Annotated in this window: 16 protein-coding genes; all 16 read right to left on the bottom strand. The window is 65.1% G+C overall.

What is annotated here, in order from left to right; translation table 11 throughout:
- Positions 1 to 112 precede the first annotated feature (112 nt).
- The 16 genes from L0F51_RS18140 to L0F51_RS18065 all read right to left on the bottom strand — a co-directional run bounded on the left by L0F51_RS18140 (position 113) and on the right by L0F51_RS18065 (position 15,045).
- Positions 113 to 1,648 carry a Do family serine endopeptidase gene (locus tag L0F51_RS18140; RefSeq protein ID WP_234630581.1) on the bottom strand — a complete coding sequence of 512 codons (1,536 nt, stop codon included), beginning with the start codon at positions 1,646 to 1,648 and terminating at the stop codon, positions 113 to 115.
- Between the two features lie 240 nt (positions 1,649 to 1,888).
- Positions 1,889 to 2,326: a GtrA family protein gene (locus L0F51_RS18135; RefSeq protein ID WP_234630580.1), complete on the bottom strand. Its 438-nt coding sequence runs from the start codon at positions 2,324 to 2,326 to the stop codon at positions 1,889 to 1,891.
- Between the two features lie 16 nt (positions 2,327 to 2,342).
- The gene (locus L0F51_RS18130) at positions 2,343 to 4,454 is read right to left on the bottom strand and encodes a hypothetical protein (RefSeq protein WP_234630579.1); all 2,112 of its coding nucleotides are present in this window, start codon (positions 4,452 to 4,454) and stop codon (positions 2,343 to 2,345) included.
- Positions 4,451 to 5,452 carry a glycosyltransferase family 2 protein gene (locus L0F51_RS18125; protein WP_234630578.1) on the bottom strand — a complete coding sequence of 334 codons (1,002 nt, stop codon included), beginning with the start codon at positions 5,450 to 5,452 and terminating at the stop codon, positions 4,451 to 4,453. Before L0F51_RS18125 ends, L0F51_RS18130 begins: the two co-directional genes overlap by 4 nt.
- 213 nt (positions 5,453 to 5,665) lie before the next feature.
- Positions 5,666 to 6,130 carry a cytochrome c-type biogenesis protein gene (locus L0F51_RS18120; protein ID WP_370642459.1) on the bottom strand — a complete coding sequence of 155 codons (465 nt, stop codon included), beginning with the start codon at positions 6,128 to 6,130 and terminating at the stop codon, positions 5,666 to 5,668.
- A 32-nt stretch (positions 6,131 to 6,162) separates the two neighbouring features.
- Positions 6,163 to 8,166 (bottom strand): heme lyase CcmF/NrfE family subunit, encoded by a 2,004-nt coding sequence (locus L0F51_RS18115; protein ID WP_234630577.1) that lies wholly within the window; start codon positions 8,164 to 8,166, stop codon positions 6,163 to 6,165.
- Positions 8,166 to 8,618: a cytochrome c maturation protein CcmE gene (gene ccmE / locus L0F51_RS18110; RefSeq protein ID WP_234630576.1), complete on the bottom strand. Its 453-nt coding sequence runs from the start codon at positions 8,616 to 8,618 to the stop codon at positions 8,166 to 8,168. The genes L0F51_RS18115 and ccmE overlap by 1 nt, the downstream gene beginning before the upstream one ends.
- A complete protein-coding gene (ccmI, locus tag L0F51_RS18105) occupies positions 8,615 to 9,868 on the bottom strand; it encodes a c-type cytochrome biogenesis protein CcmI (protein ID WP_234630575.1) in 1,254 nt (417 codons plus the stop codon). Before ccmI ends, ccmE begins: the two co-directional genes overlap by 4 nt.
- A 168-nt stretch (positions 9,869 to 10,036) precedes the next feature.
- Positions 10,037 to 10,513 (bottom strand): glycine zipper 2TM domain-containing protein, encoded by a 477-nt coding sequence (locus tag L0F51_RS18100; protein WP_234630574.1) that lies wholly within the window; start codon positions 10,511 to 10,513, stop codon positions 10,037 to 10,039.
- A 127-nt stretch (positions 10,514 to 10,640) separates the two neighbouring features.
- A complete protein-coding gene (locus L0F51_RS18095; protein ID WP_234630573.1) occupies positions 10,641 to 12,071 on the bottom strand; it encodes an ATP-binding protein in 1,431 nt (476 codons plus the stop codon).
- Positions 12,064 to 12,750, bottom strand: a complete 687-nt coding sequence (locus L0F51_RS18090; protein ID WP_128292609.1) for a response regulator transcription factor — start codon at positions 12,748 to 12,750, stop codon at positions 12,064 to 12,066. Before L0F51_RS18090 ends, L0F51_RS18095 begins: the two co-directional genes overlap by 8 nt.
- A 168-nt stretch (positions 12,751 to 12,918) precedes the next feature.
- The gene (locus L0F51_RS18085; protein WP_205649906.1) at positions 12,919 to 13,194 is read right to left on the bottom strand and encodes a PepSY domain-containing protein; all 276 of its coding nucleotides are present in this window, start codon (positions 13,192 to 13,194) and stop codon (positions 12,919 to 12,921) included.
- Positions 13,195 to 13,264: 70 nt separating this feature from the next.
- Positions 13,265 to 13,687, bottom strand: coding sequence for a type II toxin-antitoxin system HicB family antitoxin (locus tag L0F51_RS18080; protein WP_234630572.1), 423 nt, complete (start codon positions 13,685 to 13,687; stop codon positions 13,265 to 13,267).
- Between the two features lie 31 nt (positions 13,688 to 13,718).
- Entirely contained in the window at positions 13,719 to 13,907 is a 189-nt protein-coding gene (locus L0F51_RS18075) for a type II toxin-antitoxin system HicA family toxin (RefSeq protein WP_234630571.1), read from the bottom strand.
- A 122-nt stretch (positions 13,908 to 14,029) separates the two neighbouring features.
- The gene (locus L0F51_RS18070; RefSeq protein ID WP_234630570.1) at positions 14,030 to 14,230 is read right to left on the bottom strand and encodes a hypothetical protein; all 201 of its coding nucleotides are present in this window, start codon (positions 14,228 to 14,230) and stop codon (positions 14,030 to 14,032) included.
- A complete protein-coding gene (locus tag L0F51_RS18065; RefSeq protein WP_234630569.1) occupies positions 14,227 to 15,045 on the bottom strand; it encodes a glycoside hydrolase family 19 protein in 819 nt (272 codons plus the stop codon). The genes L0F51_RS18070 and L0F51_RS18065 overlap by 4 nt, the downstream gene beginning before the upstream one ends.
- Positions 15,046 to 15,055 lie beyond the last annotated feature (10 nt).

Below are 15,055 nucleotides of genomic sequence, written 5' to 3'. Positions count from 1 at the left end.
GGCGGATCGCGCTGCGATCCGCCGCTCCGGACGGCCGGCGGTGGGGGCGACTTTAACCGCCGAAAGGCCGTTTCTGAAGTCGGGGCCGGAGAGGAGGCCCCGCTTCTTGTCGTCAGCCCTGGTCGTCGGTCGGCAGAGCCACGAAGCGCGAATTGCCGTTGCGCTCGACCTGCATAAGCACCGCCTTGCGGCCCTGCTCTTTGACGGCAGCGATCTGGTCTTCGAGATCGGAGCCGTTGCGCACGGACTTGCCGCCGGCGCGCACGATCACGTCGCCTTCCTCGAAGCCCTTCTGATCGGCCGCCGAACCGCTGTCGACGCCGATGACGACGACGCCGTCGCCATCCTGGTTGGGCTCGACCGCAAGACCGAGGCCTTCAAGGCTCGTCGGCGCGGCCTGATCGCCGCTGTCCTGGCTGTCGGCAGACGCCGTCTGCTTGCCGAGCTTGCCGAGTTCCACGTCGATCGTGCGTTCGCGACCATCGCGCAGAACCGTCAGCTCGACCTTGGTGTCCGGATCGTAGGCGGCGATCATGCGGGCGAGTTCACGCGGGCCGTCGACCTTGTTGCCGTCGACTTGCGTGATGATGTCGCCGGCCTGGATACCCGCCTGCTTGGCCGGGCCGCCATCCTGCGGGTCGGCCACGAGCGCGCCCTCGGTGGAGGAGATCCCGAGGCCTTCGGCGATGTCTTCCGTCACCGGCTGAATCTGCACGCCGAGCCAGCCGCGGGTCACCGCGCCGTCCTTGCGCAGCTCGGAGACGACGTCGCTCACGACATTCGCCGGAATGGCGAAAGCGATGCCGACATTGCCGCCGGAGGGCGAGAAGATGGCCGTGTTCACGCCGACGACCTCACCCTTCATGTTGAAGGTCGGGCCACCGGAATTGCCGCGGTTCACCGGCGCGTCGATCTGGATGAAATCGTCATAGGGGCCGGCGCCGATGTCACGTCCGTCTGCGGACACGATGCCCGCCGTCACGGTGCCGCCAAGCCCGAACGGGTTGCCGACCGCCACGACCCACTGGCCGATCTTCGGCGCGTCCTGGGAAAGGTTCACATAGGTGTAATCGTTGCCGTCGACCTTGAGGAGCGCAAGGTCGGTGCGCTCATCGACGCCGACGACCTTGGCCGGCAGCTCCTTGCCGTCTTCCATGACGACGGTCACTTCGGAGCCGTCCTCGACGACATGGTCGTTGGTGACGATGTAGCCGTCCTGCGAAATGAAGAAGCCGGAACCCTGGCTCATGCCAAAGCGCGGATGATTGCGATGGTGGGGGCTGCGTCCGCGGTCGTTGTCGTCAAAGTCGAAGCCGCGCGGGCCGAAGCGCTTGAAGAATTCGTTCAAGGGATTGTCGTCGGGCAGATCCGGCATGGAAAAGCGGCGACCATCGCCTTGGAAGGTCACGGGATTGACTTCGGATTTCACACGCACGCTCACGACGGCGGGCTTCACCTTCTCCACGAGACCGGTGAAATCGGCCGGACCTTGGTTTTGAACCTGCACCTGCTCGGCGCGGACCGGCTGCGTGTCGGACAGGATGGCGCCGGAGGCAGCCACACCCGCTACGCCAAGCGTCACAGCGCTGGCGAGAAGCGCATTCCGGAACTTTCCAAGTGTCGAAACGCGGTTCTTGTTGTTCGTCATATTGCTCGTTCTCCAGGGCGTTAACTCGATGTCCGCTCCGCGGGGGGGCGCGCGGAGCGGACTGGAGGCCGCAGCAGGGGACAGGGGCAATGAGGTCCTGCTGCACGCTCACAGATAGGTGAGCCCGGCTTACCGCGCAGTGACCTTGGAATTAAAACTTCGTAATCCGGAGAAGATCTCCCGGGATCGCGTCTGCCGTCGCAGCCTGCGACCGCCCGCATCCCCGGGCGGCCGTGCGCCTCAGCCGACGCGCCGCGCCTCGCCAAAAGTCCAGCCGCGGTTGAGCGCAAAGACCACGATCGGCACGACGCCGACCATGAACGGCAGCACCCAGAGATAGGACAGCGCCATCGCCTCGACGATGATGAAGATCGCCAGACTGTTGAGCGCAAAGCCGATCAGGCTGACGACGGCGAATTTGACAAAACTCGCCCAGCTCCGGCGGGTCGCGCCGAAGGTCCAGCGGTAATTGCCGAGGTATGAGACGATTACGGCACAGGCGAAGGCGAGCGTATTGGCGAGCATCGGCTCGGCACCGAACACCTCGATGAAGAGGACGAAGAGGACGCTGTGAAAGGCGGTCGCCAGGCCACCAACGATGCCGAACTTCAGATACTGCACGGCCGTCAGCGGCAGACGCGCGACGAGCGCATCGAGGCGCGGTTGCAGCCGCTTCACGCGCCCCTCCCCGCCGTCACTTCACCGGCCCTTCGAAGCGAGGATCGATCCAGGCGGCTCTTTTGCCGTCGGCGTTCGGCTGAAAGATCACCGTCACCGGCCCCGTTCCCGCGGGCATGGGGATCGTGTCGGCCGCCGCGCCCGCGCTCAGGCGCATCCGCGTCACCTTCTCGCCGCGCATGAGTTCCACGTCCGCCTCGCGGGCGCAGTCTGCACATTCCAGGAGCGCGGTCGTGAAGACCCAGTCGTCGGCGACCGCCAGGCGATGAGAAATCCGGCCCTTGGCCTCCAGGACCAATCTCGCTTCATTGTCACCACCACCGGCCCCGGCACTGTTCCCGGGGCCATCGATCGCCCGAAAGCCGACCCGGCCGCGATTCTCTCCGGCGAGCTGACGATAGCGGTCCATCAAACGCATCGTGGGGCGCATCTCATCGCGCGGCAGCCGAAGCTCCAGAAGCCGGCCCTCTCGGTTGACATGCGCGGTGCGGTAATTGGAGGCGATATAGTCGGCGAGCGGATAAAGCACGGGCCTCGCCCGCAGCATCTGGCCGACATCCTGCACGATCACATCGGCGGGCGCGATCTCGAGATCGCTGATCAGGCCGGCGACTTCCGCCTCCGTCGTCTGCGGCTCGAGATAGGTGAGCCGCGTCGCGTGCTCGGGCGCGAAGGCATAATAGATCGGCCGGATCGGGTAGCTGAAAATGCGCTGAGGGCGATGCTCCTCGAAGAAGGCCTCGACCCCCTTCAGCTCCTGGTCCTGGTCCGGAGCAAATTGAACGCCACCGATGAGGGGGCGCGACGGCACGGAGTAGAAGAGAGCGTCGGTACCGAAGCGAAACGCCGCCGTCGAATTCGGATAGAAGACCGCAACCATCGCGACCAATCCGAGCACCCCGGCGACGAGGTTCGTCAGGCCCGAGGATGCGCCTCCCGGTTCATTCGCGGGCGAGCCTTGCATCCTCGCGCCGAGACACAAAAGCGGCGGCGCCAGAAGCAGCACCAGGGAGGAGGTCGAGATCGCGGCAGCGAAGAGAATGAGGATCGCAAGCGCGACGAAGAGAGCCTCGATCAGGCGCCGCGGCGCGCGCCGATCGATCGCGCGAACCACCTCCCGCCGCCTCGCCCAGATCATGGCGATGGCGATCGGCGTCAGAACGACGAGTTCGGAGATCGAAAAGACGAGATGGAGATAATCGGAACGCCCGAGGGCGGAGACCAACCGCAGGATCGCGTAGCTCAAGAACGCGATCGCGGCGGGCTCGGCGAAGACGCCGCTTAAAACGAACAGAGTTCCGATCAGCGCGATCTCGAGGAAGAAGACGTAATAGGCGAAATTCTCGATCGCGAAGGGCGGGAACGGCAGGTCCATCCCGGCGGGCTGGATGAAGAGCGCGTAGATCGACGTGTAATAGAGATATTCGCCGACCGGCATGCCCTGCAGCGCCAGCGCTCCAATGCCTCCCGCCACGACCACAAAACTGCTGCCGGCGATCCACACAAGGCGCCGTACCCGTTCTCCAAAAGGCTCCTTGCGCGCGGCAAGCTCGACCCAGAAGATCACCCAGGCGAGAAGAAGGAAGACTTCCTGGCCGACCCAATAGCTGAGGCCGAGGAATACGCCGGCGGCGAGGGTCCACGCCCGATCCGCGCGCGGCGTCGTTCCCCCCATCGTCATGAGATAGGCAGCAAGCGCCAGTGCCGGGATGGCCGTGCGCAGCTGGAAGATCGGCGTCAGGAAGAGGAAGGTTGCGGCGACGAAAACCGCGATCGCGAAGGAAGTACGCCCGAGAAGGGCGCGCGTCGCGGCCAGCGCCAGAGCGAAACTCGCCGCGATCTGAAACAGGTAGGGTCCCAGCAGGATCGCAAACGAGGTCGCACGAAACGTCTCGCCGAAAAGCCGCTGCCCCAGCGCCAGATAATAGTAAGTCCCCGGCGTGCGAAAATGGATGAAGTCGCGAATGTAGATTTCGCCGTGGTTGATCCAGCGTGCGAAATCGTAAAACAGCGCCTGATCGCCAAACTGAAACGAGTAGAGCGACTTGGCCCAGGCAAAGGCGACGCCGACCGACAGGATGCAGAGCAGAAGGAAAAGCGCCGCCGGGACGCGGAGCCGGGCCGTCACGCTTCGGCCTCACCCTGCCGCATCGCCTCGTCGGGCGCCTCGTCGGGCGCCTCGTCGGGCTCAGCATCCGGCTCGTAGATCTTGCGGACGATGTAGAGCGGGCGCTGCTTCGCCTCGATGAAGATGCGCGAGAGATATTCGCCGATCGCGCCGAGGCTCAGCATGGTGAGGCCGTTGAAGAACATGATGGCGACGATCAGGGACGGATAGCCCGGCACGTCACGGCCGAAGAGCATCGTGCGCACGATGACGATGATGGCATAGACGATCGCCAGTCCCGCGATCGCTCCGCCCAGATAGCTCCAGATGCGCAACGGCACGGAGCTGAAGGACGTGATGCCGTCGAGGGCAAAATTCCACAGCCGCCAGTACTTCCACTTGGTCTCGCCGGCAAAGCGCGCCTCGCGGGAATATTCGATGCTGGTCTGGCGGAAACCGACCCAGGCGAACAGCCCCTTGTTGAAGCGGCTGCGTTCCGGCAGCGCGCAGATGGCATCGACCACTTTGCGGTCCATGAGCCGGAAATCGCCGACATTCGGCGGGATCTCGATTTCCGAGAGCTTGTTCGCCGACCAGTAGAACAGGCCCGCCGTCCACCTCTTCATCGGCGTATCGGTCTGGCGCTCGGAGCGCACGGCGTTGACGACCTCGTAGCCCTCGCGCCACTTCTCCAGCATGCGGCCGATGAGCTCCGGCGGGTCCTGCAGATCGGCATCGATCGGAACCACGCAATCGCCCCGCGAGGCGTCGAGGCCGGCGGTCAGCGCCGCCTCCTTGCCGAAATTGCGCGAGAGGTCGATCACCCGCAGATAGGGCGCGTGTTTCTGGCGCTCGATCAGGGCCGCCAGCGTCCGGTCGCGGCTGCCGTCGTCGACGCAGACGATTTCGTAGGAAATGCCAAGCTCGCCCAACACGGTTTCGAGCCGTCGAAAGAGGCCGTCCAGGCACTCTTCCTCGTTGTGCATCGGAATGACGAGACTGAGGCAGGGCTTGGTCATGGAGGCCCATTGCGGCTGGCGAAATACGGGAATCGATCGCAGTTCTGATCGATCCGCGATCTTCCGGCAAGGCGGCGGGCGTCCTTGTTGCAGCTGCTGCGGCTGGCCGGAAGCTTTCACGGCGCCCTGCGACCCGCGGGCCACACTTGCCGCGGAGCAAAGTCCGCCCACAAGAGCCTCAGGCGCTTTCCAGACGATGAAGGTGCGGCGGCTCTAGTATTTCTTCAAAATATCGGCGAGCGCCCGCTCCTCGGAGGCGGAGAGCTTCGATTCCGACAGGACGCGCGTGCCGCGGAAGCGGATGAAGAGCGCGATGCCGCCGATCAGAAGCACGATCACCGGCGCCGCCCACAGGATCAGGTTCTTCCAGTCGAGCACGGGTCGCAACAGGACGAACTCGCCGTAGCGATCGACCAGGAACTTCTTCACCTCATCGTCCGTGTCGCCGGCCTTGATGCGCTCGCGCACGAGAAGGCGCAGATCCTTGGCGAGGTCGGCATTGGAATCGTCGATCGATTCGTTCTGGCAGACGAGGCAGCGCAGATGTTCGGAAAGGTCGCGCGCGCGCGCCTCCAGCTTCGGATCCTTCAGCATCTCGTCGGGCTCGACCGCCCAGGCCTGCGAGACGAGGTCGAAGCTGCCGCCACTTTGCAGCGCCCCTCCTGCGGGAAGAAGCAGCACCGTAAGAGCAAACGCAATCAAGAAGCGTTTCACGCCTTTGCCTCCTGCAGACGCTTGGCGCGTGCGGGTTTGGCGACACCGATGCGGAAGCGTCGGTCAGAGAGGGACACCGTCCCGCCGATCGCCATCAAAACCGCACCCAGCCAGATGAAGGTGACGAGCGGCTTGTAATAGGCGCGCACGGTGAGCGAGCCGTCATCGTGCTGATCGCCGATCGACACGTAAAGCTGCGAGAACCAGAAGGTCTTGATCGCCGCTTCCGTGGTCGACATCTGACGCGTGGAATAGAAGCGTTTCGCCGGCGCCATGGCGAGGAGAACGTCGCCGTCGCGGGACACGACGAAGCGGTAGAGCTCCTCGCGGTAATTGTTCTCCGTATGCGGCACGTAATCCTGATAGGTCAGCGTGTAGCCGCCGGTTTCCAGAGATTCTCCGGGCTTCACGGAGACGATCGTCTCGGTCTGATAGGTCGTCGTGGCGACGATGCCGATCACCGTCACGCCGAGGCCGGCATGGGCGAGCGCCGTCGCGAAGGCCGTCCGCGGCATGCCCGTAAAGCGCGCCCAGGAGGTCTTCAGCGGCATGCGTCCGATGCCAGAGCGGTCGATGATCTCGTTGGCGGCTCCGGCGATCAGCCAGATGCCGAGACCGACACCGATCGGTGCGAGCGGATGCTGCACGCCCTCGATGATCAAGGTCGCCACCAGTGCCACGACGGCCAGCACCATGGCGAAAAGCAGGCGCTGTGCTGCGGCGAATAGATCGCCGCGTTTCCAGGCGAGCATCGGCCCGAAGGGAACGGCCAGAAGCAGCGGCACCATTAGCGGCGCGAAGGTGATGTTGTAGAACGGCGCGCCGACGGAAATCTTGTCCTTGGTGAGCGCTTCCAGAACGAGCGGATAGAGCGTGCCGGCGAAGACCGTCGCCGTTGCCGCCACCAGGAAGAGATTGTTGTAGAGAAGCGCGCCCTCGCGGCTGATCGGTGCGAACAGGCCGCCCTGTTTCAGCTCTGGCGCCCGCCAGGCGAAAAGCGCCAGCGACCCGCCGATGAAAAGAACCAGGATCGCCAAAATGAAGACGCCGCGCGTCGGGTCCGTCGCGAAGGCGTGCACGGAGGTGAGCACGCCCGAGCGCACCAGGAACGTGCCGAGCAGCGACAGCGAGAAGGTGAGGATCGCCAGCAGGATCGTCCAGATCTTGAGGGCGCCCCGCTTCTCCATGACGATCGCCGAGTGCAGAAGAGCGGTTCCCGCCAGCCACGGCATGAAGGAGGCGTTCTCGACGGGATCCCAGAACCACCAGCCGCCCCAGCCGAGCTCGTAATAGGCCCAGTAGGAGCCCATGGCGATGCCGAGCGTCAGGAAGATCCAGGCCATCAGCGTCCAGGGCCTGACCCAGCGCGCCCAGGCCGCGTCGACGCGGCCTTCGATGAGCGCAGCGGCGGCGAACGAAAAGACGATCGAGAAGCCGACATAGCCGAGATAGAGAAGCGGCGGATGAATGGCGAGGCCGACATCCTGCAGGATCGGGTTGAGATCGCGGCCCTCGCCCGGCGCCGGCATCATACGCAGGAACGGGTTCGAGGTGGTCAGGATGAAGAGCAGAAACGCCGTCGCGACCCAGCCCTGCACGGCGAGCACGCGCGCCTTCAAGGTCACCGGCAGATTGCCGCCGAAGGCCGCCACCAGCGCCCCGAAGAGCGACAGGATCAGGACCCACAGCATCATGGAGCCTTCGTGATTGCCCCACACACCGGAAATCTTGAACAGAAGTGGCTTCGCCGAATGCGAGTTCTCCCAGACATTCGCTACGGAGAAATCGGAATTGATATAGGCGACGGTGAGCGCGCCGAAGGCAAAGGCCACATACAGAAAGCCGATGAGGGTCGAGACGGTGCCCACCCGCATCAGCCGGTTGTCGCGCGCCGCAGCTCCCCACAGAGGCACCGTCGACTGAATGAGCGACAGCGCCAGCGCCAGGACGAGCGCGTAATGGCCGAGTTCAGCGATCGAAAAGCCAGACATCCAGGACATCACTGCGTCGCTGTCTCTTGGTTGTGCTGCCACAGGCCCTGCGATTTCAGGGAATCGGCGACCTCGCGCGGCATGTAATTCTCATCGTGCTTGGCCAGCACGCTGTCGGCATGGAAGCTGCCGTCGGGCTCCATCCGGCCTTCGGCCACGACGCCCTGCCCTTCGCGGAACAGGTCCGGCAGGATGCCGCGATACATGACCGGTACGACCTGCGCCGTATCGGTGATGGAGAAGAAGACTTCGCCGTCCTTCTCACGCTTCACCGACCCTTCGGCGACAAGGCCGCCGAGCCGGATGCGCGAGCCCGGGGCGATGTTCTTTTCGGCGAGTTCGCTCGGCGCATAGAAGAAGACGATCTGGTCGTTGAGCGCGTAGGCTACCAGGCCGAGGGCGCTCGCAAGCACCAATCCGGCTCCGGCAATGAGCGACAAACGGCGTTGCTTGCGGGTCATTGCGTCATCTCCTCCATGCCCGGGAGACGCAGGTCCTGGGCGAGCTGAGCGATTTCACGCCGCTTCTCCGTGTCGGAGACCGACGCAAGGGCCGTGCGTGCGGCCTCGGCGGCATCTTCGCGCCGTCCGAGCACGGCGTAGGAGCGGACGAGCTGCATCCAGCCATCCGCATCGTCGGGCTTCTTCTCGAGACGATCGGCCAGATTGTCGACCATCCCCTCGATCATTGCCATGCGATCTTCAGGAGCCATGGCGCCGGCGGCGTCCATTTCCTCCTGGCTCGGCCCACGCGTGGGCGTCGCAGCAGGCGGCGCACCCGCGTCCGCCCGCGCGCTCGGCGCGTTCTCGCGCAAAGGTCCGAGCGCCGGCTTGTTCGGCTTGGCAAAGAGCGCTGCCGCCGTGTCCTTCTCCGCCCGCTCGATGCGGGCGACCGTCTCTTCGATCGCCGGACGCCAGGCGGCATCGGCGGGCGCGTCGTCGAGAAGCGCGTGCAAGGCGGTCGTCGCGCCCTCGTTGTTGCCTTCCTGCTCCATGGCGAGAGCGAGATAGAAACGCGCCTTGGCCGTATCGCTGTCGAGCTCGGCACCCGATTCGGCAGAGGCTTCAAAAGCTTTGCGCGCTTCGTCGGTGACGATGCCGCCAGAGGCCATGACGAGCGCTTCGCCGAGCGCCGTCTGCCGCGCTGGCGTGGAGCCGCCGAGGCGGATCACGTTGCGATAGGCGCGGGCGGCGTCGACCGGACGGCCGAGACGCGAATAGACGGGCGCCAGCACCTCCCAGCCACGTGTATCGTCGGGATTGCGCGCCAGATGGTCTTCCACGCGTCCGACGAGAAGCGAAATGTTCTTGCTGTCCGGCGCATCGCCGAGACGCGCCCGCAAGGGCTCGTCGGGAAGGCCCGGAGAGCCCTGCGCGAGATAAAGCCCGAGGCCAATGAGCGGGATGCCGACGAGTGCGACGGCAGCCGTCGCCGCGCGCCGGAAGCCGCCCCCTGCGGCGGCCGTGCGCGCCGCCTCGCGGCGGTCGGCAGCGATCAGCCGGCGGCCGATCTCGGCCCTCGCCGCTTCGGCCTCTTCCGGCCCGATCCGTCCGGCCTCGCGATCGCGCTCGAGCTCGTCGAGCTGTCGACGATAAACTGCCGCATCATAGTTTTCACGCGAATCGACGGGTTTTCCCTCCCGCAGGAGAGGAAGAACGACGGCCAGAACTGCGATGACCGTGAAGATTGCAATCGCCAACCAGAGAAGCATGAGATCTCAAGCTCTTAACTTGGGCTAGATGTACCCGTCCAAAGTCCAGGTCACAATGCGACGAACACGCTTTCGTCTAGATAGGATGCCCAAGAACCTCGCGGCAGGTCACTTTTTCAGGCCGCGGCACAACACCGCGGCCTGTGATCACACTGAAATCTGCCGAGCTCAGCTCACCGGACGCCAGGTGCCGTCCGGCTGACGGCAGGCCGTGCCGCGGGCCACCTGCGGCGAGCCTTCGATGTAGATCGTGTGCGCATAGTCGCGGCAATCGACGGAATTGATCTGGTAGGTCTGTCCCGGAACGATCTCGCCGCGGTAATTGCCCGTGCTCGCCTGCCACTGGACCGGACGGCCCGGCGCGCCGTATTCGAGCGCCTGGTATTCGGCGGCAAGCGCCTGCTGACGGGCCTGCTGGTCCATATTCGCGCCGACGCGGTTGCCGATCAGGCCGCCGGCGAGCGCGCCGATCGCGGTTGCCGCGACACGACCCGAACCATGGCCGATCTGGTTGCCGAGAACGCCACCGACCACGGCACCGCCGAGGGTTCCGATGCCTTCGCGCTGCCCCATCCCCCCGGGCTCGGTCTGGCAAGCGGTGAGAAACAGAGCACCGATCGCGGCACTCGTCACTGCAAGTCTCATTGAACAATCCTCTCGAAAAAACCCCTCGGCCAATCCATGGCAGATCGAGCGAACCGGTTCCAGAGCAGGATGGCAAAATTGCGGTCGGAGGCCTCTTCACCTTTCAAGGAGCAGACGTTCCGACGGCCTATCCGTTCTTTTCCGCCACCGGCAGGTCGAGCACGGCCTTCAGGCCCCCTTCGGGCGCCGCCTCCAAGGTCAAAGCGCCGCCATAGATGCGGGCGAGTTCGTCCACGATCGACAGGCCGAGACCGGAGCCCGGCTTCGTCTCGTCGAGCCGCATGCCGCGGGCCAGCACTTTCTTGCGCTCGTCCGGCGCAAGCCCCGGCCCGTCATCGGTGATGATGAGCCGCGCGCGCCGCGCATTGCCGTCGCCGGCGGGCAGGCACGAGAGCGTCACCTCGGAGCCCGCCCATTTGCAGGCATTGTCGAGGAGGTTTCCGACCATCTCTTCGAGATCCTGCTTCTCGCCCCGGAAGACGAGGGTTGCCGGACAATGCACGCTGATCTCGAGCGGACGGTCGCGGCCATGCACCTTCTGCATGACGCGCGCCAGGGCCTCCACCACGGGCGCCACCGGCGTCATCGCGCCGATGACGTTCGTCTGCGCGGCGATGCGGGCCCGGTCGAGATGATGGCCGATCTGGCCGCGCATCACCTCCACCTGGCGGCCGACGCGCTCGGCAAGCTCGCGCTCGCCCGCCTCCGCCTCGTTCTGCAGAATGGCGAGCGGGGTCTTCAGCGCATGCGCAAGATTGCCGACATGGCGGCGGGCCCGTTCCACGATCTCGCGGTTGGAGAGGATGAGCGCATCGAGATCTTCGGCAAGCGGGGCGATTTCGTCCGGCCATTGCCCCCCGAGGCTGACCCGTTCGCCGCGTCGGACCTCCTGCAAGGCGGCGCGCACATCGCGCAAGGGTCGAAGCCCGAAGCGAATCAGGACGGCCGCGCCGATCGCGAGAAGCAGTCCGAAGATGCCGAGCGTGATCGCCACGATGGTGGTGAATCTGGAAATATCGCGCGCCACGCCGCGGGCATCGCCGGCCACCAGCACCGCAAGGCGCTTGCCGTCCGGCTTGGTGATCTGGCGTTCCACGGCTCTGAGGCCGCGTCCCCCGGGCCCGTCGAAAGAGAGGCGGCGCGGCCGCCCGTCCGGGTCGGGCAGATCGTCGACGGCGAGATGATCGCCGAAGAGCGACGGCGAGGCGGTCAGAACAGCGCCCGTCTCCATGTCGCGGATCTGCCAGTACCAGCCCGATTGCGGCAGGGAAAAGCGTGGCTCGCCGAGTGCCACCTGCGTTTCGTTCGGCCCCTCGCCCGAGGCGACGACGGCGCCGACGAGCGCCTTGTGCAGCGCCACCAGGCGGAAATCGAAACTGCGCTGCAGGCTGTCGCGGAAAAGCGAAATGAAGAGAATGGCGGCAAGAAGCAGCGCCACCGTCGTGCCGGCCGCCGCGATGATGGCGAGCCGCAGGCTGAGCGAGCCCTGCCCCTTGGCCCGTCCCTCGGACGTGCTGCGCCTGAGGCTCCAGCTTCTCGGATGCAGCCTCTCAAGCATCGGCGCCGTCGGTCTCGCCCCCCGGCGGATCGATGCGGTAGCCGAGCCCGCGCACCGTCTCGATCAGATCGATGCCGAGCTTCTTTCTGAGACGCCCGACGAAAACTTCGATCGTGTTGGAATCACGGTCGAAATCCTGATCGTAAAGATGCTCCGTCAGCTCCGTGCGCGAGATCGTCTTGCCGCGATGGTGCATGAGATATTCGAGCACCTTGTATTCGTGGGAGGTGAGCTTCACCGGATTGCCGTCGACCGTCACGCGGCTCGCCCTCAGATCGAGGCGCACGGGCCCGGCGGTGAGGTCGTTCGAGGCATGGCCGGCGGCGCGCCGCACCAGCGCGCGCACGCGCGCCAGAACCTCCTCCATATGGAAGGGTTTGGCGACATAATCGTCGGCGCCGGCGTCGATCCCCTGCACCTTGTCGGACCAGCGGTCGCGCGCAGTCAGGATGAGGACGGGCATGGTGCGCCCCTCGCGGCGCCAGGCTTCCAGAACCGACAGCCCATCCATCTGCGGCAGGCCGAGATCGAGAATCACCGCGTCGTAGGGCTCCGTCTCGCCGAGAAAATGGCCATCCTCGCCGTCGAGCGCGGCATCGACCGCATAACCCTGCTCGGTGAGCGCGCTCACCATCTGACGGTTCAGATTCTCGTCGTCCTCCACGACCAAAATGCGCATGAGAGCCTTCGCCTTTCGTCTCTGCTCGGGATTTGGCGCCCGCTATCGACCGCCTCTTTTGACCGGCCATTTTCGCCGTTCCGTGTTCTCCGGCCCGGGTTCGCCGGCCAATGTTCATCGGCCAATGTTCATCGGCTGCGATTCGTCTTCGAAAGCCTATCTCTTTGCCTAACGCGCCGGAATGTTGACGCGCTGGAGCCTTCCGTCCGGACCGAGCACGGAGGCCTGATAGACATAGCCGCCGCCCGCCTCGCACAATTTGACGTCGACGACCTCGCCGGAAATTCCGGCGCGCCGGAGCGCCTGCGACAGCGGCACGGCCTGGCCGGACGCCACCACCTGGCGCGCCTCACCGGGGCCAAGACAGGCAGCAGCCGCCTCCCCGGCCACCAGAAGCGACAGAAGAAGGGCGAAAACCGACAGGAAGGGGCGCAACATCATCATGCCTGTCTCATAGCACGAGCGGCTGAATGCGGGCTGAATGGGGCGGAGAGTTTCTGGGGAAGATCCAGCCCTATGCGGCCTCCGGAAACGAGATATCGAAGGCAAGCGGTACGCCGAGCGCCTCAAAAGCCGCCTCGAGCTGATCGAGCTGCGATTTGTGATCCAGACGAAACAGTCGGTCCACCTGCTCGCGATGCCAGCCGAGCCTTCTTGAAAGCTCCGCGCGGGTCACGCCCTTGGACTTGGCGAGCATATACAGCAGCGCCTTGAGAAAGATCAGCGCCGGTAACTGCACAGGATAACCATGTCCGCTCGGTTCGTGATGCGGCGCAGGAATCGCCTCTCCATCTGCAATGCGCGCGGCGATCGCCTCCTCGATGGCCTTCAAACCACTCTGGCAGGCTTCTTCCTTCGTCTCACCGAAAGTCGTGATCTCGGGGAATTCAGGCACCGAGACGAGCCAACTCAAAGTCCCGTCTTCGGCTTCGTCCATTTCGATGGCGATTTCGTAGTACATGGACACGTCACTTTATCCCGAGATCCTTGAGGATGCGGGCGACGAGGCCCTTTCCGAGTTCCTTGCTCGAGCCATGGATCGGAATGACCGCCTTGCGGTTACCCCGCCGAACGGTCTGATGCCCGCTGCCGCCTTTATGAGTCTCGAACTTGCAGCCATGGTCTTTCAAGAGCTTGCGGAGTTCAGCAGAGTTCATCGAAACATATCGCCCGCCACACCACTGTGGAAGTCCACACGAGTGTGGACGGGGCGACTGCCTATTTCAAGTTGATTGTGTGCAGCTCCCGGATGCAAACATTCGAGAGTCTCCGCATCCCCTCACACATTCGCCCGGTCCTTCACGAAATAGCCGACGATCAGCGCCAGCGCCGGGGCGAGCGGGGCCCAGATCTCCGGATCGGCGAATTCGGGAAAATGCCGCGCCACGAGAAGCTGGGCGAGATTGGCGAGCGAGGCGGCAAACGTCGCCGCGGTCAGCTTGTTGGTCGGCAGGAGCGTCGGCTGAGTGACGGTGGTCATGAGATTTTTCCTCCAGACAGAAAAATGGTCGCTGCGAGAGCGGCCAGGACGCAAAGTGTGAGAAAGATCAGGCCCCAGGGCGGACCAGCGCGGCCCGCCTGAGGCGCCGGGCGCATCGCGGCGCCCGCCTTCAGCGCCGGCAGTTCCGAGAGCGCGGCATGCAGCTCGTGAAGCGTCTTCGCTCCGGCGATGTCGTTAGGGGTCAGGCCGCGCGCGGCCTGAAAGCGTTTCACCGCCCCCTTCGTCAGTTCCTGGCCGAGGAGCACGAGCGCGGCGCGCACATAAAGCCGCCGCCGGTCGGCGAGGCCGTTCGTCCCGCCATTGATCGCCCGCGTCAGGCCGATCAGATCGCCCGCCGCGGCAATCCGGCCGAGATCGCGGCTCTCCCAGTACCAGAGCGCCGACACGAAGGCCCATGGAAAAGCCGCCAGGCGGTTCGGCTCGGCTAAAAAATCCGGCGCATCGGCAAAACGCTCTTTCGCCCAGGCCGCAAAGGCCGCCACGTTCGCCCGCCCCGTCACCTGGATGAGCCCGCGGCCGCGGTAGCGATAGCCGTCGCCGTCCGTCTCCGGGCTGTTGCCGAGATCGGCGCGGATATCGTAGCGCCGCTGCGCTGCCGTCGGCCCCCAGATCTCTTCCAGATAGCGAAAACGCCCGCTCTCATGGCCGATCTGGGCGAGAAACGCGGCGAGCATCTCCGGCCGGTCGAGCCCGAAAGCGGCTCCGTGCCGGGCAAGCCCCTCGGCCACGCCTTCCAGAATGCCGGTGCGCGCCCTCGCGCTCGCGATCGTCCGCAGGTCCTTGACGGCGATCATGCCGCTCTCC

It is taken from the genome of Afifella sp. H1R, from assembly GCF_021462425.1.
GTDB classification, from domain to species: domain Bacteria; phylum Pseudomonadota; class Alphaproteobacteria; order Rhizobiales; family Afifellaceae; genus Afifella; species Afifella aestuarii.
Note: the sequence above shows the minus strand (reverse complement) of the source record. Positions and strands in the feature narration are given on the sequence as shown.

What these genes read in the sequence shown, in the direction of transcription:
- L0F51_RS18140 (WP_234630581.1), bottom strand. Translation starts at nt 1,648, where the DNA reads ATGACGAACAACAAGAACCGCGTTTCGACACTTGGAAAGTTCCGGAAT.
- L0F51_RS18125 (WP_234630578.1), bottom strand. Translation starts at nt 5,452, where the DNA reads ATGACCAAGCCCTGCCTCAGTCTCGTCATTCCGATGCACAACGAGGAA.
- L0F51_RS18115 (WP_234630577.1), bottom strand. Translation starts at nt 8,166, where the DNA reads ATGTCCTGGATGTCTGGCTTTTCGATCGCTGAACTCGGCCATTACGCG.
- ccmE (WP_234630576.1), bottom strand. Translation starts at nt 8,618, where the DNA reads ATGACCCGCAAGCAACGCCGTTTGTCGCTCATTGCCGGAGCCGGATTG.
- ccmI (WP_234630575.1), bottom strand. Translation starts at nt 9,868, where the DNA reads ATGCTTCTCTGGTTGGCGATTGCAATCTTCACGGTCATCGCAGTTCTG.
- L0F51_RS18100 (WP_234630574.1), bottom strand. Translation starts at nt 10,513, where the DNA reads ATGAGACTTGCAGTGACGAGTGCCGCGATCGGTGCTCTGTTTCTCACC.
- L0F51_RS18095 (WP_234630573.1), bottom strand. Translation starts at nt 12,071, where the DNA reads ATGCTTGAGAGGCTGCATCCGAGAAGCTGGAGCCTCAGGCGCAGCACG.
- L0F51_RS18090 (WP_128292609.1), bottom strand. Translation starts at nt 12,750, where the DNA reads ATGCGCATTTTGGTCGTGGAGGACGACGAGAATCTGAACCGTCAGATG.
- L0F51_RS18085 (WP_205649906.1), bottom strand. Translation starts at nt 13,194, where the DNA reads ATGATGATGTTGCGCCCCTTCCTGTCGGTTTTCGCCCTTCTTCTGTCG.
- L0F51_RS18080 (WP_234630572.1), bottom strand. Translation starts at nt 13,687, where the DNA reads ATGGACGAAGCCGAAGACGGGACTTTGAGTTGGCTCGTCTCGGTGCCT.
- L0F51_RS18075 (WP_234630571.1), bottom strand. Translation starts at nt 13,907, where the DNA reads ATGAACTCTGCTGAACTCCGCAAGCTCTTGAAAGACCATGGCTGCAAG.
- L0F51_RS18070 (WP_234630570.1), bottom strand. Translation starts at nt 14,230, where the DNA reads ATGACCACCGTCACTCAGCCGACGCTCCTGCCGACCAACAAGCTGACC.
- L0F51_RS18065 (WP_234630569.1), bottom strand. Translation starts at nt 15,045, where the DNA reads ATGATCGCCGTCAAGGACCTGCGGACGATCGCGAGCGCGAGGGCGCGC.